General features: G+C 66.5%; 17 protein-coding genes. 9 read left to right on the top strand and 8 right to left on the bottom strand.

The window, feature by feature from the left end; all coding sequences use genetic code 11:
* The first annotated feature begins 10 nt into the window (after window positions 1-10).
* Window positions 11-1066 (top strand): MBL fold metallo-hydrolase, encoded by a 1056-nt coding sequence (locus QTI24_RS09730; RefSeq protein ID WP_503011239.1) that lies wholly within the window; start codon window positions 11-13, stop codon window positions 1064-1066.
* 24 nt (window positions 1067-1090) lie between these two features.
* Here QTI24_RS09730 and QTI24_RS09725 read toward each other — a convergent pair whose 3' ends face one another.
* From QTI24_RS09725 to QTI24_RS09710, 4 genes are read right to left on the bottom strand one after another with little or no spacing between them, the layout of a single operon-like run.
* The gene (locus QTI24_RS09725; protein ID WP_286600008.1) at window positions 1091-1270 is read right to left on the bottom strand and encodes a hypothetical protein; all 180 of its coding nucleotides are present in this window, start codon (window positions 1268-1270) and stop codon (window positions 1091-1093) included.
* Window positions 1271-1290: 20 nt separating this feature from the next.
* Window positions 1291-3675 carry a DNA topoisomerase IV subunit A gene (gene parC, locus QTI24_RS09720; protein ID WP_286600006.1) on the bottom strand — a complete coding sequence of 795 codons (2385 nt, stop codon included), beginning with the start codon at window positions 3673-3675 and terminating at the stop codon, window positions 1291-1293.
* Between the two features lie 51 nt (window positions 3676-3726).
* Window positions 3727-4842, bottom strand: coding sequence for a Kelch repeat-containing protein (locus QTI24_RS09715; protein ID WP_286600005.1), 1116 nt, complete (start codon window positions 4840-4842; stop codon window positions 3727-3729).
* A 38-nt stretch (window positions 4843-4880) separates the two neighbouring features.
* Window positions 4881-5756 (bottom strand): lytic transglycosylase domain-containing protein, encoded by an 876-nt coding sequence (locus QTI24_RS09710; protein ID WP_286600004.1) that lies wholly within the window; start codon window positions 5754-5756, stop codon window positions 4881-4883.
* Between the two features lie 190 nt (window positions 5757-5946).
* Between QTI24_RS09710 and QTI24_RS09705 the strand changes: the two genes are divergently transcribed.
* Both QTI24_RS09705 and QTI24_RS09700 read left to right on the top strand, forming a co-directional pair.
* The gene (locus QTI24_RS09705; RefSeq protein WP_286600003.1) at window positions 5947-6669 is read left to right on the top strand and encodes an RNA polymerase sigma factor; all 723 of its coding nucleotides are present in this window, start codon (window positions 5947-5949) and stop codon (window positions 6667-6669) included.
* Between the two features lie 24 nt (window positions 6670-6693).
* Entirely contained in the window at window positions 6694-7266 is a 573-nt protein-coding gene (locus QTI24_RS09700; RefSeq protein ID WP_286600001.1) for a ferritin-like domain-containing protein, read from the top strand.
* A gap of 13 nt (window positions 7267-7279) precedes the next feature.
* Here QTI24_RS09700 and QTI24_RS09695 read toward each other — a convergent pair whose 3' ends face one another.
* Window positions 7280-9277: a DNA topoisomerase IV subunit B gene (locus QTI24_RS09695; protein WP_286600000.1), complete on the bottom strand. Its 1998-nt coding sequence runs from the start codon at window positions 9275-9277 to the stop codon at window positions 7280-7282.
* 152 nt (window positions 9278-9429) lie between these two features.
* Here QTI24_RS09695 and QTI24_RS09690 point away from each other — a divergent pair, with 152 nt between their 5' ends.
* From QTI24_RS09690 to QTI24_RS09665, 6 genes are all read left to right on the top strand, one after another.
* Window positions 9430-10650: an MFS transporter gene (locus tag QTI24_RS09690; protein ID WP_286599998.1), complete on the top strand. Its 1221-nt coding sequence runs from the start codon at window positions 9430-9432 to the stop codon at window positions 10648-10650.
* An 8-nt stretch (window positions 10651-10658) separates the two neighbouring features.
* The gene (locus tag QTI24_RS09685) at window positions 10659-10799 is read left to right on the top strand and encodes a hypothetical protein (protein WP_286599997.1); all 141 of its coding nucleotides are present in this window, start codon (window positions 10659-10661) and stop codon (window positions 10797-10799) included.
* Window positions 10796-11350, top strand: coding sequence for a class I SAM-dependent methyltransferase (locus QTI24_RS09680; RefSeq protein ID WP_286599995.1), 555 nt, complete (start codon window positions 10796-10798; stop codon window positions 11348-11350). The genes QTI24_RS09685 and QTI24_RS09680 overlap by 4 nt, the downstream gene beginning before the upstream one ends.
* Window positions 11351-11418: 68 nt before the next feature.
* On the top strand, window positions 11419-12345 hold the full coding sequence (gene dapA, locus QTI24_RS09675; RefSeq protein WP_503011232.1) for a 4-hydroxy-tetrahydrodipicolinate synthase: 927 nt from the start codon (window positions 11419-11421) through the stop codon (window positions 12343-12345).
* A 119-nt stretch (window positions 12346-12464) separates the two neighbouring features.
* A complete protein-coding gene (bamC, locus tag QTI24_RS09670; protein WP_286599993.1) occupies window positions 12465-13550 on the top strand; it encodes an NlpB/DapX family lipoprotein in 1086 nt (361 codons plus the stop codon).
* A gap of 10 nt (window positions 13551-13560) precedes the next feature.
* Window positions 13561-14337 (top strand): MBL fold metallo-hydrolase, encoded by a 777-nt coding sequence (locus QTI24_RS09665; RefSeq protein ID WP_286599991.1) that lies wholly within the window; start codon window positions 13561-13563, stop codon window positions 14335-14337.
* A gap of 51 nt (window positions 14338-14388) precedes the next feature.
* Here QTI24_RS09665 and QTI24_RS09660 read toward each other — a convergent pair whose 3' ends face one another.
* From QTI24_RS09660 to QTI24_RS09650, 3 genes are all read right to left on the bottom strand, one after another.
* Complete coding sequence (locus QTI24_RS09660) at window positions 14389-14640, bottom strand: hypothetical protein (RefSeq protein ID WP_286599990.1); 252 nt, start codon at window positions 14638-14640, stop codon at window positions 14389-14391.
* Between the two features lie 93 nt (window positions 14641-14733).
* A complete protein-coding gene (locus QTI24_RS09655; protein ID WP_286599988.1) occupies window positions 14734-15237 on the bottom strand; it encodes a thioredoxin domain-containing protein in 504 nt (167 codons plus the stop codon).
* Window positions 15227-16366, bottom strand: coding sequence for a cupin domain-containing protein (locus tag QTI24_RS09650; protein ID WP_286599986.1), 1140 nt, complete (start codon window positions 16364-16366; stop codon window positions 15227-15229). Before QTI24_RS09650 ends, QTI24_RS09655 begins: the two co-directional genes overlap by 11 nt.
* Window positions 16367-16369 lie beyond the last annotated feature (3 nt).

Genomic DNA, 16369 nt, shown 5'->3' with positions numbered 1-16369 from the left:
CGGGGGACTCATGGTGGCGGCGTGCGCCCTGCTCACCAGTTGCGCGAGCCACGGGGCCTGCGAGACGCCCTACGCCGCATCGCCGCAGTTCCGGGACTGCGGATTTCGCAATCCACCCAATCCGGACGCCCTCCCCTCGGCGAGCCAGTGGAAGATCTGGTCGCGATTCATCGCGGGCACCAAGACCGACACGGTACCGACCGACCCGATCCCGGTGCACCCGATCACCACTGCGCAGCTGGAAGCGCTGGATCCGCAGGCCAATCACGTGATCCGGCTGGGGCACTCCTCCCACCTGCTCAAGCTGCGCGGCAAGTTCTGGTTGATCGACCCGGTCTTCAGCGAGCGCGCGTCGCCGTTCCAGTGGATCGGTCCGAAACGTTTCCACCAGCCGCCGCTCACGCTCGAGCAGTTGCCGGCGATCGAGGGGTTGATCCTCTCGCACGACCACTACGACCATCTCGACATCGCGACCATCGAATACCTCGCGCAGCGCGTGAACCGCTACTTCGTGCCGCTGGCCGTGGGCGCGCGGCTGGTGGAACTGGGCGTGCCGGCCGATCGCATCGCCGAGTTCGACTGGTGGCAAGCCGGGCAGCACGACGGCGTGCAGCTCACCGCCACGCCGGCCCAGCATTTCTCGGGACGCACACTCAACGACCGCGACAAGACGCTGTGGGCGTCGTGGGTCATCCAGAGCGGCAACCAGCGCATCTTCTACAGCGGCGACTCCGGCTACTTCAAGGGCTTCAGCCAGATCGGCGAACGCTTCGGCGGCTTCGACCTGGCGATGATCGAAAACGGCGCCTACGACGCCTACTGGCCCGCGGTGCACATGACGCCCGAGCAAAGCGTGCAGGCCTTCCAGGACCTGCGAGGCAAGGTGCTCTTCTCGGTGCACAACAGCACCTTCGATCTCGCTTTCCACACATGGCACGACCCGCTGGACCGCATCGCGGACCTGTCGGAGAGCCAGAAGATCGAACTCGCCACGCCGGCCATCGGCGAGGTGCTGACCGTCGGCCAGCCGCGCACGAACGTGCGCTGGTGGCAAGGGTTGAAGTAGCCCGGCCGCTGCGCGCCGCGCGGGTCAGCGCCGTCGCTGCCGCTCGCGCGCGCGCCGCACCTGACGGCTCTGCCCGGCCTCGGCGATGGCGCGCGCCTGATCGGCCTTCTTCTGCCGCCGTTTGTTGGAGAGCCAGCGGCCCAGCACGAAGCTGGCAAGACCGCTGACCACGGCGATGACAAGACCCAGGATTCCGATATCCATCTGCGTTCCCGTTGGCCGCGTTACTGAACGCGCACGATGCTCGTCGGCTTGAAGCCGAGATCGGCCGCCTTGCCCTTGCGCGCGCGGCCGGCACGCGCGTTGTTGAGCGTGCGGATTTCCAGCGTCTCTTCGCGTTCCTTGCCGCCGCGGCCGATGCCTTCGATCTTCACGCTGCGCGTGTAGGCGGCCGCGCCGGCGAGCGTGTCCTTGGCTTCGAGGTCGATGAGCGTGAGCCCGCGTCCGCCCTTCGGCAGCGACTTGAGTTCACTGATCTCGAACGTGAGGATGCGACCGCCCGTCGACGCACAAGCCACGTGCGTGGCCATCGGCAGCGGCTCGGCACCACCAGCGCCGCCCACCAGCGACGGCCGGCACATCTGCTCGCCCTCGCCCACGTCGAGAAAGGCCTTGCCGCCGCGCTGGCGCGAGATCATGTTCTCGACTGCCGCGATGAAGCCATAGCCGCCGGTGTTCGACAACAGCAGGTTGGCGCCGAGCGCGCCCGCGAAGTAGTGCGCCACATGCGTGCCGCTTTCCAGCTCGATCAGTGTGGTGACAGGCTGTCCATCGCCGCGACCGCCAGGCAACGACGCCACCGGCACGCTGTAGACGCGCACGCCCTTGTCCTTGGCAGTGCCGAACACGAGCAGCGTGTCGACCGTGCGGCACTCGAAGGCACCATACAGCGCGTCGCCCGACTTGAAGCTGTATTCAGGCGGCGCAGTGCCCGCAGCGCGCTCGCTGGCCCAGCCCTTCTGCGTGCGGACCCAGCCCTTCTGCGACACGATGACCGTGACCGGCTCGTCGACCACCCGCACTTCGGCGACGGCGCGCTTCTCGGCCTGGATCAGCGTGCGGCGAGGGTCTTCGAAGCTCTTCGCATCGGCCTCGATTTCCTTCACCAGCAGCCGGCGCAGCGCGGCCGGGCTGCCGAGAATGTCCTCGAGCTTCTTCTGCTCTTCGCGCAAGCCCTTGAGCTCCTGCTCGATCTTGATGGCTTCCAGCCGTGCGAGTTGGCGCAGGCGGATTTCCAGGATGTCTTCGGCCTGCCGGTCGCTGAGGTTGAAGCGTGCAATCAGCGCTGCCTTCGGATCCTCGGCGGCGCGGATGATGGCGATCACCTCGTCGATGTTCAGCAGCACTAGCTGCCGGCCTTCGAGGATGTGGATGCGGTCTTCCACCTTGGCGAGCCGATGGCGCGAACGCTTCTCGACGGTGATCTCGCGGAAGGCGATCCACTCGTTGAGCATCTGCCGCAGCGACTTCTGCGTGGGCTTGCCGTCGATGCCGACCATCGTCAGGTTGATGGACGACGATGTCTCCAGCGACGTCTGCGACAGCAGCGTGGTGATGAGCTCGTCCTGGCTGATGCGCGACGTCTTCGGCTCGAACACCAGCCGCACCGCCGCGTCCTTGCTCGACTCGTCCCGCACCACGTCGAGCACGGAGAGCACAGCAGCCTTCAGCTGCGTCTGCTCGGCCGTAAGCGCCTTCTTGCCAGTGCGGATCTTGGGGTTGGTGAGTTCCTCGATTTCCTCCAGCACCTTCTGCGTGCTGACACTTGGAGGCAGTTCGTTGACCACGAGTTGCCACTGGCCGCGCGCCAGTTCCTCGATCTTCCATCGCGCACGCACCTTGAGCGAGCCGCGTCCGGTGCGGTAAGCCTCGGCGATGTCGGCGGCGCTGCTGATGATCTGCGCGCCGCCCGGATAGTCGGGTCCCGGCACGAAGGCGAACAGTTCTTCTTCGGACAGCTTGCCGTTGCTCTTGATGAGCGCCACGCAGGCATCGGCGATCTCGCGCAGGTTGTGGCTGGGAATCTCGGTGGCCAGGCCGACCGCGATGCCGCTCGCGCCGTTGAGCAGCGCGAAAGGCAGGCGCGCGGGCAGCAGCCGCGGCTCCTCGGTCGAGCCGTCGTAGTTGGGGATGAAGTCGACCGTGCCTTCGTCGATCTCGTCGAGCAGCAGGCTCGTGATGCGGGCGAGGCGCGCTTCGGTGTAGCGCATGGCCGCTGCGCCGTCGCCGTCGCGGCTGCCGAAGTTGCCCTGGCCGTCCACCAGCGGATAGCGTTGCGAGAAATCCTGCGCCATGCGCACCAGCGCGTCGTAGGCGGCCTGGTCGCTGTGCGGATGGAAGCGGCCGAGCACGTCGCCGACCACGCGCGCGCTCTTGACGGGCTTGGCGCCCACGGTGCCGTTGGCACCGCCGTAGCCGAGGCCCATGCGGGACATCGAATAGAGAATGCGCCGCTGCACCGGCTTCTGGCCATCGCTGACGTCAGGCAGCGCGCGGCCCTTGACGACGCTCAGCGCGTACTCGAGGTAGGCGGTCTGCGCGTAGTCGGCCAGCGTCAGCGCGCCGTCTTCTTCGGGGCTCTGGAGATCGAGCGAAGGTTGGGAGTCCATGGAAAAAAGTGAGAGGAGAAATGAATCGCGGGTCAGCGCACCCTTGCGCGCTCAACCCAGTGTGAATGCCTCATGCACGGCCGACTGCACGGCGCCGCCCAGCACGGCACCGCCACCGGCGACATAGATCCAGTCGCCGATCACGGCCGCGCCCACGGCATGGCGCGGCGTGGGCATCGGCGCGTGGCGTTGCCAGGTGTCGGTCGACGGATCGTAGCTTTCCATCTGGCCGAAGACCTTGGCTTGGCGCGGCACGCCGCTCACCAGGATGCCGCCTTCGCCGCCCATTGCGTAGAAGCGCCCGCGGTAGACCACCAGGCCATGGCCCGAGCGTGCCGTGGGCAGCGGCGAACGCAATTCCCAGGTGTCTCGCGCCGGCAGGTAGGCGTGATGCAGGTCGGTGTTGTATTCGAAGGTGTTGAAGCGCCCGCCGATCACGTGGATCTGGCCGTTGTGCGAGACGCAGCCCACGTGGTCGCGTGCGCCCGGCAGCGCCTTGCGCGCTGACCAGCGGTCGGTCTTCGGGTCGTAGACCTCATGCCAGCCCACGCTGGCGCGCTCGCTCGCAGGCTCTGAAGCACCGCCGATCAGATGGATCGCGCCATCCATCACCACTGCAGCGGCCGCACCGCGCGGGCGCGGCAAGGGCGCGATCGCCACCCAGCGGTCGGCGGCGATCTCGTAGGCGTAGGCGTTCGTGTCCGACCTGCGGTTCTGTTCGACGAAGCCGCCGAACGCATAGACCCGGCCTGCGTCAGCGGCGACGGCGACGTGGTTCGCGCCGCGCGGCAGCGGAGCACCGGAGAGCCAGCGGTCGGCCGCAGGGTCGTAGATGTGGTGGTAGTCGCGGTTGACCGCACCTTCGCCGTAGCCGCCGACCACATGCATTCGGCCGGCTGCGGCGGTTGCCCAGGCCATCTCGCTGCGCGGAATCGGCAAGGCCGCGCGCGGCACCCAACGCCCCGGCGCACCGGCAGGTGCCGGGCTTTCGGTGAAGCGCTGCGCCTCCTGCTCGGGCGTCATGTGGTGGGGCACGCCACCTTGCAGACGTGCGTAGGGCTCTTCCGCGGAAGGCGCCACGGGCAGGCGGGGCGACGCTCCTTGCGCACGCACGCTGCCGACCAAGGCGGCTGACGCAGTGGCGAGCACAAGGTTTCGACGTTGCATGGCGATTTCCTTCATCGGATCGAGAGGCACCGGTGCGCTCAAGGCACCGCGGGCGGCGCCTCGGGGATGGGCGGCATCGCCGGCAACTCCCCGGAGGCGGGCGGCATATTGCCACGACCGAGGGCTCCGCCCTGGGGAACCGTCATTTCCATGCGAATGCGCGAGGGCCCCTTTCCCTTGCCACGACCCAGCCCCGCCGACGGCTTGAGGTATGCATAGAGCTGCAGCACCGTCTGCACGTAGTTCTGCGTCTCGGGGTAGTTCGGAATCTTGTTGCCTGCGCGCTGGACGGCACCCTCGCCCGCGTTGTAGGCCGCAAGTGCCAGCTCGATCTGGCCCGGGAACATGGCGATCAGGTCGCGCAGGTAGCGCGATCCGGTGGCGATGTTGATGCGCGGGTCGAACAGCTTCTTCTCGATCGTCGCACGCTGGTCGGCCGAGATCCCATAGCGCTGTGCCGTCGCGGGCATCAGTTGCATGAGCCCGAGCGCGCCCTTGGGCGACACCGCCTGTGCATCGAAGCCCGATTCCGTCGCGATCAGCGCCTGCAGAAGCTCGTAGTCGATGTCGTGCTTGCGCGATGCATCGCGCAGCGCGGATTTCGCAATCTTGTAGCTGGGCGACGCCTCGAACAGCGCCAGCAAGGTCTGCGAAGCTCGCGGGACCTTGCCGTCGATCGTGCCCTTGCGCGCCCGGCCCAAGGGGCCGATGCCGCTCGCGGTGTCGAAGCTCTGTCCGCCGCGGAAAAAAAGCTGATACCGCTCGTCGAGCTTCTCGGATGCAAAGTGCGCCACGCCCTTCTGGTCGATGTAGCCGTAGATGTCGGCGGCGCGGGCGAGCGGCTGCCATGCCAGCAGCGCCAACAGCAGGGCCGGCAGCAACCCGCCGCGAGCCAGAGCACGTGAGAAATTCATCGCCGGAGGAAGGTCAGCGCCCGTGATGCGTCGGCAATCAGCCCGCACTGCGCCAGCGCGCAGGGTTCCCGCAAGATATCAACAGTCTGTCTTGAACCGTCATGGAGTGCATTGTCGTCGAAGTGCCCCACGGCACGTCCCTGGGAACAGGACGACACCCGCACCCATCCAATGGGCAGAAGACACCGACATGCACAACATCGAACCCCGCGATTCCGCAGCGACATCCAGCCTTCCGGCGGACGCCGAGTTGGCGATGCGCGCCGCACGAGGCGACACGCTCGCCTTCCAGCACATCATGCGCCGGCACAACCGGCTGCTGTTTCGCACCGGACGCAGCATCCTGCAGAACGACGAAGAGACGCAGGACGCGCTACAGGAAGCCTACCTGCGCGCATGGCGTTCGCTCGGCAGCTTCAGGGCCGAGGCCAGGCTCTCCACATGGCTGGTGCGGATCGTCGTGAACGAAGCGCTCGGACGATTGCGCGGGCGCCGCAGCGCGCAAGTCATTCCGCTCGACACCGCCAGCGACACCGCCGAAGCGCAAGGGGAGACATGGATGCACGCAGACCCGGACGAACAGCCCGAATGCCAGGCGATGCGTGGCGAGTTCCGCAGCCTGATCGAAACCCGGATCGATGCCCTTCCGGAGGCCTTTCGCACCGTGTTCGTCTTGCGCGCGGTGGAGGACATGAGCATCGAAGAAGTAGCTGCAGCGCTCGAGATACCCGAAGCCACGGTGCGAAGCCGCTTCTTCCGGGCGCGCGGCCTCTTGCGCGAGGCGCTATCGCGCGAGGTCGACCTGGCGATCGGCGATGCCTTCTCGTTCGCTGGCCAGCGCTGCGACGACATCGTCGCCCACGTGATGTCGGCGATCACCAGCGATGCACCATGCCCTCTACCAGGTTCCTGAATCCAAAACCACACGGAGACCGTCATGTCATTCTTTCTGATGCCCACACCCGTCGCCGCACGCCGCCTCTTCCTGGGCCGATCGGGCCTCGTGCTCTCCGGCGCCGCGATCGCACTGCTCGCGGGCAGGGATGCCCTGGCTGCCAAGGCGGGAGGTGACACCGCAGGGGACGTGCAGATCCTCAACACCGCGCTCGGCGCGGAGTTCGAGGCCATCGCGGCCTACCAGGTCGGTGCGGAAAGCAAGCTGCTCGAGAAGCCCGTGCTCGACCTCGCGGTGACCTTCCAGGGCCATCACAAGGCGCATGCGGCCGTACTGTCCGCGACCGTCGCAAAGCTGGGCGGCAAGCCCGTGCTCGCAAAGAGCAAGTACGACTTTCCGCTCGAGCAGTTGAAGTCGCAGGCTGATGTGCTCCGGTTCGCGGCCAAGCTGGAGCAAGGCGCCGTCAGCGCCTACCTGGGTGCCGTGCCGCTGTTCGACGACCGCGACCTCTCCAAGGCCGCAGCGAGCATCCTCGGCGACGAAGCCATGCACTGGGCCGTGCTGCGGCAGGCGCTCGGCGAGGTGCCGGTGGTTCCGTCGGCCTTCGTGTCGTGATTGATAGGCAGGCTCAGACGTCCACTTCGACGTCGTCCGCGCGCAATTCCATCAGCTCGCGCCGCGCGGCGGCCTCGCCCTTGCCCATGAGCTTGGTGATCTCGCCCTGCGTGCCCTGCACGTCGAATCGCCCCAGGCGCACCTGCAGCAGGCGTCGCGTGTCGGGGTTGAGCGTGGTCTCCCACAACTGCTCGGCGCTCATTTCGCCCAGGCCCTTGAAGCGGCTGATGCTCCAGGCGCCTTCACGCACGCCGTCCTTGCGCAGCTTGTCGAGAATGGCGGTGAGTTCGCCCTCGTCCAGCGCATAGACCTTCGAGGCCGGCTTCTTGCCACGCGCCGGTGCGTCGACACGGAACAGTGGCGGCTTGGCAACGTACACGTGCCCTGTCTCGATCAGCTTCGGGAAGTGACGGAAGAACAGCGTGAGCAGCAGCACCTGAATGTGCGAGCCGTCCACATCGGCGTCGCTCAGGATGCAGACCTTGCCGTAACGCAAGCCCGACATGTCGGGCGTGTCGTCGGGCCCGTGCGGATCGACACCCACCGCGACGGAGATGTCGTGGATTTCGGTGTTGGCGAAGAGCCGGTCGCGCTCCACCTCCCAGGTGTTGAGCACCTTGCCGCGCAAGGGCAGGATGGCCTGGCTTTCCTTGTCGCGGCCCATCTTCGCGCTGCCGCCGGCGGAGTCGCCCTCGACCAGGAAGACTTCGTTGTGCGCGATGTCCTTGCTCTCGCAGTCGGTCAGTTTGCCGGGCAGCACGGCCACGCCGGAGCCCTTGCGCTTCTCGACCTTCTGGCCGGCCTTTTGGCGCGTCTGCGCGGCCTTGATCGCGAGTTCGGCGAGCTTCCTGCCGTAGTCGACGTGCTGGTTGAGCCAAAGCTCCAGCGCCGGCCGCACGAAACTGGACACCAGCCGCACGGCATCGCGCGAGTTGAGCCGCTCCTTGATCTGCCCCTGGAATTGCGGGTCGAGCACCTTGGCCGAGAGCACGTACGAAGCGCGCGCAAAGACGTCTTCGGGCAGCAGCTTCACGCCCTTGGGCAACAGCGAATGCAGCTCGATGAAGCTCTTGACGGCATTGAACAGACCATCGCGCAGCCCGCTTTCATGCGTGCCGCCTGCGCTGGTGGGGATCAGGTTGACGTAGCTCTCGCGCACCGGCTGGCCGTCTTCGGTGAAGGCCACACACCATTCGGCGCCCTCTCCCTCTGCGAAGTTGTCGGCGTTCTTGTCGGCATGGCCCGCACCTTCGAAGAGCGGAATCACCGGATCGCCGTTGAGCGTCTGCATCAGGTAGTCACGCAGGCCACCCTTGTAGAGCCAGCTCTGGGTTTCCTTGGTCTTCTCGACCACCAGCGTCACCGTGACGCCGGGCATCAGCACCGCCTTGCTGCGCAGCAGGTGCGTGAGTTCGTTGATAGGCAGCGCCGGGGATTCGAAGTACTTGGCGTCCGGCCAGGCTCGCACCGTGGTGCCCTGCCGGCGGTCACGCGGGCCGTCGCCATTGGATGCTGCCGCGCTTTCCTGCGGCCGGAGCTTGAGCGGCTCGACCACGTCGCCGGCCGAGAACGCAATCTGCGCCACCGAGCCTTCGCGGTAGGAAGTCACTTCTAGGCGCGTCGACAGCGCATTGGTCACCGAGACGCCAACGCCGTGCAGCCCGCCGGAGAAGCTGTAGGCACCGCCCGAGCCCTTGTCGAACTTGCCACCCGCGTGCAGGCGGGTGAACACCAGCTCGACCACCGGGGCCTTTTCCTCCGGGTGCAATCCGAACGGAATGCCGCGGCCGTCGTCCTCCACGCTGACAGAGCCGTCCGCGTGGAGCGTGACCTTGATCTTCTTGCCGTACCCCGCCAGCGCCTCGTCGGCGGCGTTGTCCAGTACTTCCTGAATGATGTGCAGCGGGTTGTCGGTGCGGGTGTACATCCCCGGCCGCTGCTTGACGGGCTCGAGGCCCTTGAGGACGCGAATCGACGCCTCGCCGTAACTACCTGGTTCCTTGCTTGCCATGGCGCGGGATTCTAGGCGCTGGTCTTGCAGCCACCCGAGGCGTATTCGAGGCGAAGCATTCGTCTATCGCATCAAAGCCGCTCGAAAATTTCAACAATCGGCGCCAGGTGCCCTGCCGCCGCGAGGCTTCGCTTTTGGGTACATTGCCCGGGATGACTTCCTCCTCCAGCCAGCCTCTCAGCCTCAAGCAGGTCCTCATTTGCGGCGCCATGATCGTCACGCTGTCGATGGGCATCCGCCACGGCTTCGGGCTCTGGCTCCAGCCGATCACGCAGGAGCAGGGCTGGTCGCGGCAAGCTTTTTCACTGGCGATCGCGATCCAGAATCTGTCCTGGGGCGTGATCGGCGTTTTCGCGGGAATGCTGGCCGACAAGCTGGGCGCGTTCCGCGTGCTGCTGGCGGGCGCTGTGCTGTATGCGCTCGGGCTGGCGGGCATGGCGTTTTCGCCCACGCCACTGATGTTCGCGCTGACGGCGGGCGTCCTGATCGGCGCCGCACAGGCCGGCACAACCTACGCCGTGATCTACGGCGTCATCGGTCGCCAGATCCCGGCCGCAAAGCGCTCCTGGGCCATGGGCGTGGCGGCGGCGGCCGGCTCCTTCGGCCAATTCCTGATGGTGCCGGTGGAGGGCCAGTTGATCGCCCGCCTCGGCTGGCAGACGGCCCTGCTGGTGCTGGCAGCGATGGTGCTCATCATCGTGCCGCTGGCCTTCGGACTTCGGGAGCCGCGGCACGGCGCGACCTCCAGCGTGCGCCGCAGCCAGACGATCTCGCAGGCCATGCAAGAGGCCTTTAAATATCCGAGCTTCGTGCTGCTGACGGCCGGCTATTTCGTCTGCGGCTTCCAGGTGGTGTTCATCGGCGTGCACATGCCGAGCTACCTGCGCGACAAAGGACTGTCGCCGGAGGTCGCAAGCTACGCGCTCGCGCTGATCGGGCTCTTCAACGTCTTCGGCACCTATACCGCGGGCTCCCTGGGCGCGCGGCTCGCCAAGCGCAAGCTGCTGGCGACGATCTACATCAGCCGGGCCGTGGCGATCGCCCTGTTCCTGATCGTGCCGATCTCGCCGCTGACCGTGTACGTTTTTGCCAGTGTGATGGGCTTCCTGTGGCTGTCGACCGTGCCGCTCACCAGCGGCATCGTCGCCCAGATCTTCGGCGTCGCCCATCTGTCGATGCTGGGCGGCATCGTGTTCCTGAGCCATCAGGTCGGTTCGTTCCTGGGTGTCTGGCTCGGCGGCTATCTCTACGACCGGACCGGCAGTTACGACCTGGTCTGGTACATCGCGATTGCGCTGGGCGTTTGCGCGGCGCTCATCAACCTGCCGGTGAAGGAAGGCGCGATCGTGCGTCCGACGCCGCAACCGGCCTGAGCTCCACCATGTCCGACCTAACGCGCCATCGCCTCATGCAAGCTGGCTGGCTGGGGGCGGCCGCCCTGGCGTTGGCAGCGGTGTTCGCGCTCTACACGCGACCGGCGTTCCTCGTGACGCTGATAGACCAGCTCTGGGCCTGTTTTTGAACCATTCGACACTCGAGCCCTCGCCCTGGATCGTGCGCTGGTCGCACCTGCTCACGCCCGGCGCCTCGGTGCTGGACGTGGCTTGCGGCTCGGGTCGCCACATGCGCTGGTTCGCCGAACGCGGCCATCCGACGATCGGCGTCGACCGGTCGTCGGAAGCGGTCGCTGCCGCGGCGCCTTTCGGCCAAACGGTGCTGGCCGACATCGAATCCGGGCCATGGCCGTTCGCCGGGCAGGGTTTCGGTGCAGTGATCGTTACCAACTACCTATGGCGGCCGCGGATGGCCGAGATCGTGGCGGCGGTCGCGGCTGGGGGCGTGCTGCTCTATGAAACCTTCGCGGCGGGCAACGAAACCGTCGGCAAGCCGTCGCGGCCCGATTTCCTCCTGCAGCCGGGAGAACTCCTCGCTGCCTGCGCGGGCCTGCGCGTCGTCGCGTACGAAGACGGGTTTCTCGCGGCGCCGGATCGCTACGTCCAGCGCGTCGCGGCGGTCCGGCCTGCGGACTCCTGCGCCTCGACGCCGTCGCGCCATCCGCTGCAGCCTCGCTAGAGACCTCTCTGCGGTCCTCCCCGGGCCACCCCGGACAGAACCGCGCGTCCGGGGGCCGAGTTAGTAGAATGTCTGCTTTTCGTCCACCGACAAAGAGATTTCCCTTGGAGCAACTGACAGGCAGCATCGTCGCGCTCGTCACGCCGATGCACGACGACGGCAGTGTCGACTATCCCGCCCTGCGCCGGCTGATCGACTGGCACATCGACGAAGGCACCGATTGTCTCGGCGTGGTCGGCACCACCGGCGAATCGCCGACGGTCGACGTCGAGGAGCACTGCGAGATCATTCGCGTCTCGGTCGAACAGGCCCGCGGCCGCGTTCCCGTGATGGCCGGCTGCGGCGCCAATTCCACCAAGGAAGCCATCGAACTCGCGAAGTTCGCCAAGGGCGTGGGCGCCGATTGCCAGCTCCAGGTGGTGCCCTACTACAACAAGCCGACGCAGGAAGGCCAGTACCAGCACTTCAAGGCGATCGCCGAAGCAGTGGGCGACCTCCCCACCGTGCTGTACAACGTGCCCGGCCGAACCGTCGCCGATATGGCGCACGACACCGTGCTTCGCCTTGCCCAGGTGCCCGGCATCATCGGCATCAAGGAAGCGACCGGCAACATCGAGCGCGCGCAGTGGCTCATCCGCGACCTGCCCAAGAGCTTTGCCGTGTATTCCGGCGACGACCCGACCGCGGTCGCGCTGATGCTGTGCGGCGGCCAGGGCAATATCAGCGTCACGGCCAACGTTGCACCGCGGAAGATGCACGAGTTGTGCATGGCCGCCATCGCCGGCGACGTCAAGCGCGCGATGCAGATCCAGTTCGAGCTGATGCCCTTGCATCGCCATCTCTTCGTCGAACCCAATCCGATTCCCGTCAAGTGGGCCATGGCACGGCTGGGGCTGTGCGGTGGTGCGCTACGCCTGCCGCTCACCCCGCTCGCCGACTCCGGCCGGCCGGTGGTCGAGTCCGCGCTGCGCGCCAGCGGCCTGCTCAAGGACTGATCCATCTTTACCTTGCCGTTGGCGAACGCCGGCAACCTTTTGCCCTGGCTGCGCTCTGAAACTGCGGGCGCCGCGGCCGCCCATCGATTGAGTTAGATATTCCAAGAAGGAAGACGACGTTGAACACCATTTCGCGATTCGCACTGCTGGCCCTTGTGGCCAGCCTCGCCGCCTGTTCGGTGCTCGAGACCGACAAGATCGACTACAAGAGCGCCGGCAAGGCCCCCACCCTCGAAGTGCCACCCGACCTGACGCAGCTGTCGCGCGACAACCGCTATGCGGTACCGGGCGGTGCGGTCACGGCCAACACGTACCAGGCCGGCCTGGCCAATGCGCCCGGGCTTCCGACCGCGCTCACCAACATTGGCGACGTGCGCATGGAGCGCTCGGGCTCGCAGCGCTGGCTGGTCATCAACCGGCCCGCAGACCAACTCTGGGATCCCGTCAAGGACTTCTGGCAGGAGAGCGGCTTCCTGATCACCACCGAGCAGCGCAACCTCGGCATCATGGAAACCGACTGGGCCGAAAACCGCGCCAAGCTTCCGCAGGACATCATCCGCGGGACTCTGGGCAAGCTGGTCGAGTCGATGTATTCGACCGGCGAGTTGGACCGCTTCCGCACGCGCATGGAGCGCACGCCCAACGGCACGGAGATCTTCATCAGCCACCGGGGCATGCAAGAGGTCTACAGCAGTTCGCGTCAGGACCAGACGGTCTGGCAGCCCCGCCCCAGCGACCCCGAACTCGAGACCGAATTCCTCCGCCGCCTGATGGTGAAGCTCGGCGTCTCGCAAGAGCAATCCAAGGTGATCGCCGCGGCTGGCGCACCCGTGCAGACCGCTCGCGTCGCCAACGTCGGCGGCCAGCCGGTGGTGCAGATCAGCGAAGGCTTCGAGCGTGCATGGCGCCGTGTCGGCCTGGCACTGGACCGCACCGGCTTCACCGTCGAAGACCGTGACCGCGCGGCGGGTACCTACTTCGTTCGCTACGTGCCGCCGAACCCCAACAAGAGTGACCCTGGCTTCTTCGGCAAGCTGTTCACGTTCGGCTCGGGCAAGACCGAGGCGCCGCTCAAGTTCCGCATCCTGGTCAAGGGCCAGGGCGATGCGAGCAGCACGGTGTCGGTGCTCGACGGCAACGGCGCGCCGGACACTTCTGCGAACGCGCAGCGGATCGTCCAAGTCATCGCCGACGATTTGAAGTAAGGCCTTTCCGGTGCTGCGCTTCCGCAGTCTGGGCAGCGGCAGCACCGGCAACGCCACGCTGGTCGAAGCGACCAGCGGCGGGCGGACTTCGAGGCTGCTGATCGACTGCGGCTTCACACTGCGTCACCTCGACGCCCGCCTCGCCCGGGCGGGCCTCGTGGCCTCGGACATCGACGCCATCTTCATCACGCACGAGCACGGCGATCACATCGGTTGTGCGCACGCACTTTCGCGACGCGCGCGCATTCCGGTGTGGATGAGCGAAGGTACGTGGCTGGCAACTGGCGGGCGCGATTTCGAGGGACGCGTGCATCTCGCACGAGACGGTCTCGACATCCAGGTCGGCGATCTCCTGCTTCAACCGTTCACGGTCCCTCACGATGCGCGCGAGCCGCTGCAATTGCGCTGCACCGACGGCGATCGCAGCCTCGGGGTTCTGACCGATCTCGGGCACGCCACGCCGCATGTGCTGGGCCGCCTGATGGGGCTCGATGCCCTGCTGCTCGAGTTCAATCACGACGGCGACATGCTCGCGGGTTCGGCGTACCCTCCTTTTCTCAAGCAGCGCGTGGGCGGCAACTACGGCCATCTCTCCAACGCGGCGGCTGCGGCGATCGCGAAGGCGGTGCTGCACTCCGGCTTGCGCCACGTGCTGGGCGCGCATTTGAGCGAGCAGAACAACCGGCCAGAGATCGTGCGCCGCGTGATGGCCGAAGCGCTGGGTTCAAATCAGGACGAAATGCTCACCGCCACTGCCGCAGACGGCTCGCCATGGCTCGACCTCTGAGCGCATGAAAAAGGCCGCCTGAAGGCGGCCCGTATTGGTGGTACCCGAAGCTCAAGGCTTGGCCGGAGGTGTCTCTGCCTGCTTCTTGGCCGCTTCGGTCGCGGCATTGGCCGCGTCGAGTGCAGACTGTGCGCCCGGGGAAGGCGTTGCGGAAGCAGGCGCTGCCGGCGCGGGTGCTGGCGCCGCAGGCGGGGTGACTACGACGGGCGCGGGTGCGACCACGGCCGGCGGCTCTTCCTTCTTGCCGCATGCGGTCAGCGCGGCAGCGGCAATCAGCGAAGCAATCAATACAGACTTCTTCATTACAGGGCTCCTTTGGATGAAGGTCTCAAAGAAAAAATTCTAGACCTGCACCCTCCGCAGAATATGTATTGCGGTGCGATTCGCGGCATTGGCTTACAAGCCCAGGGTCGATGCCGGAAAGGCCGGCCGCGCATGCCGCAGGCATTCATCGAGGCGCTCCCGCAACGCGCGCCGGCCCTCGGGCTCGCTTCCACAGACTCCGCGACCATGATCGACGTCGATGCGATGCAGGAACCATGACGGTGTCCAGATCGCGCTCGGCACCTCCGGCAGGCCGGGTCCGTCGCAGGCGCGGCATTCGACAATGTGGCTCCACATGCGCCGCCAGTGAACAAAGCGTGCATGTTCGCGCTCGAAGACACCGAATCGCTGCGCCAGCAACACGAAGCGGCGCCCCGCCGCCGACCAGGCCTGAAGCGCATCGACGATGGCACGTTCGCCCAACGGCCAGTCGTCGAATTCAGGGTCGCTCAGGACGATTTCTCGCCAGTTCTGCCGCGCAGCGGCCGAAAGCGCCGTCTGCAGATGCGCGCGAAACGCATGGCGTCCATCGAATGGGCCGTCGGGCAATGCGGCAGCGGGAAAGTCATTCGGCATGTACCCACCCCGCTTCACACCAATCGCTCAGGAGCGCCAGCGCGTCATCGCTCGCGCGCGCAAGATCGCGTGGCCCGAGCCCTCGCTGATCCGCGAGACGTCGCATGAGCTTGGCATCGCGACCAGAGGCACGAAAGCTCTCGCCGTTGATGTAGAGATGGCGCTCGTCGTAGAGCATGCGCGTGCGGCGGTCAAGGGCGACGGCGTTCAGTTGGGATGGCGCTTCACCCTGGTCGAACCAGACCGTCGGCTTGGGCTCGGTCATCGATTCGCCGAGCGCACGGTCGATGATGTCGCCGTCGCGCATGGCGGACAGTACGGCCTCGCGGGCAAAGGCCTGCAAGGCAGACGGCATCGCCGCCGGTGTGTCGAGCGCGGGCTGCGCCGGATCGCGATAGTGCACGGCGGCTTGTGCTGCCGCGTCCTCCACGGCTTCGGCCTGGGCCTCTGCGATACGTGCGAGCAGGTCCGCGCCGAGCGGCGCAGCGGCCGGGGAGCGAAGGCCGATCGAATAGGTCATGCAGTCATCGCCCTCTGCCACTCCATCGTGCGCGTAGCGCGGCGGCAGATAGAGCATGTCCCCGGCTTCGAGCACAAAGCTTTGCTCGGGCTCGAACTGCGCGAGGATCTTGAGCGGGACATGGGGCTGGAGGCGCAGATCGCGCTGCTTGCCGATCGACCAGCGTCGTCGCCCCTGCGCCTGCAGCAGGAACACGTCGTAACTGTCGAAATGCGCGCCGACGCCACCGGCGTCGCTGGCGTAGCTGATCATCACGTCGTCGAGCCGGGCATCGGGAACAAATCGGAACTGCTGCAACAATTCGTGCACGCCTTGGTGATGCAGGTCGACACCCTGAACCAGCAGCGTCCAGCCGGGTTGCTTGAGAGACGGCAGCGCTCGGCGCGCGAACGGGCCGTGCTTGAGCGTCCAGCCCGACTTGCCATGCCGGATGAGGCGAGATTCGACCTCTTCACGCGCCGCCAAGTCGAACAGTTCTGGTCGCGCAATCGGTGGCACCATCGCGGGCACGGCCTGGCGAACCAGCAGTGGCTTCTTTTGCCAGTGGCGGCGCATGAACTGTTGCGCGCTCAGTCCACCGAGCAAGGTCAAGGGTTGATCAATCTCCATGGG

Source organism: Variovorax sp. J22P240, assembly GCF_030316855.1.
In the GTDB taxonomy this organism is placed as follows: Bacteria; Pseudomonadota; Gammaproteobacteria; order Burkholderiales; family Burkholderiaceae_C; genus Variovorax.
This window is presented reverse-complemented; position numbering and strand designations above follow the sequence as displayed.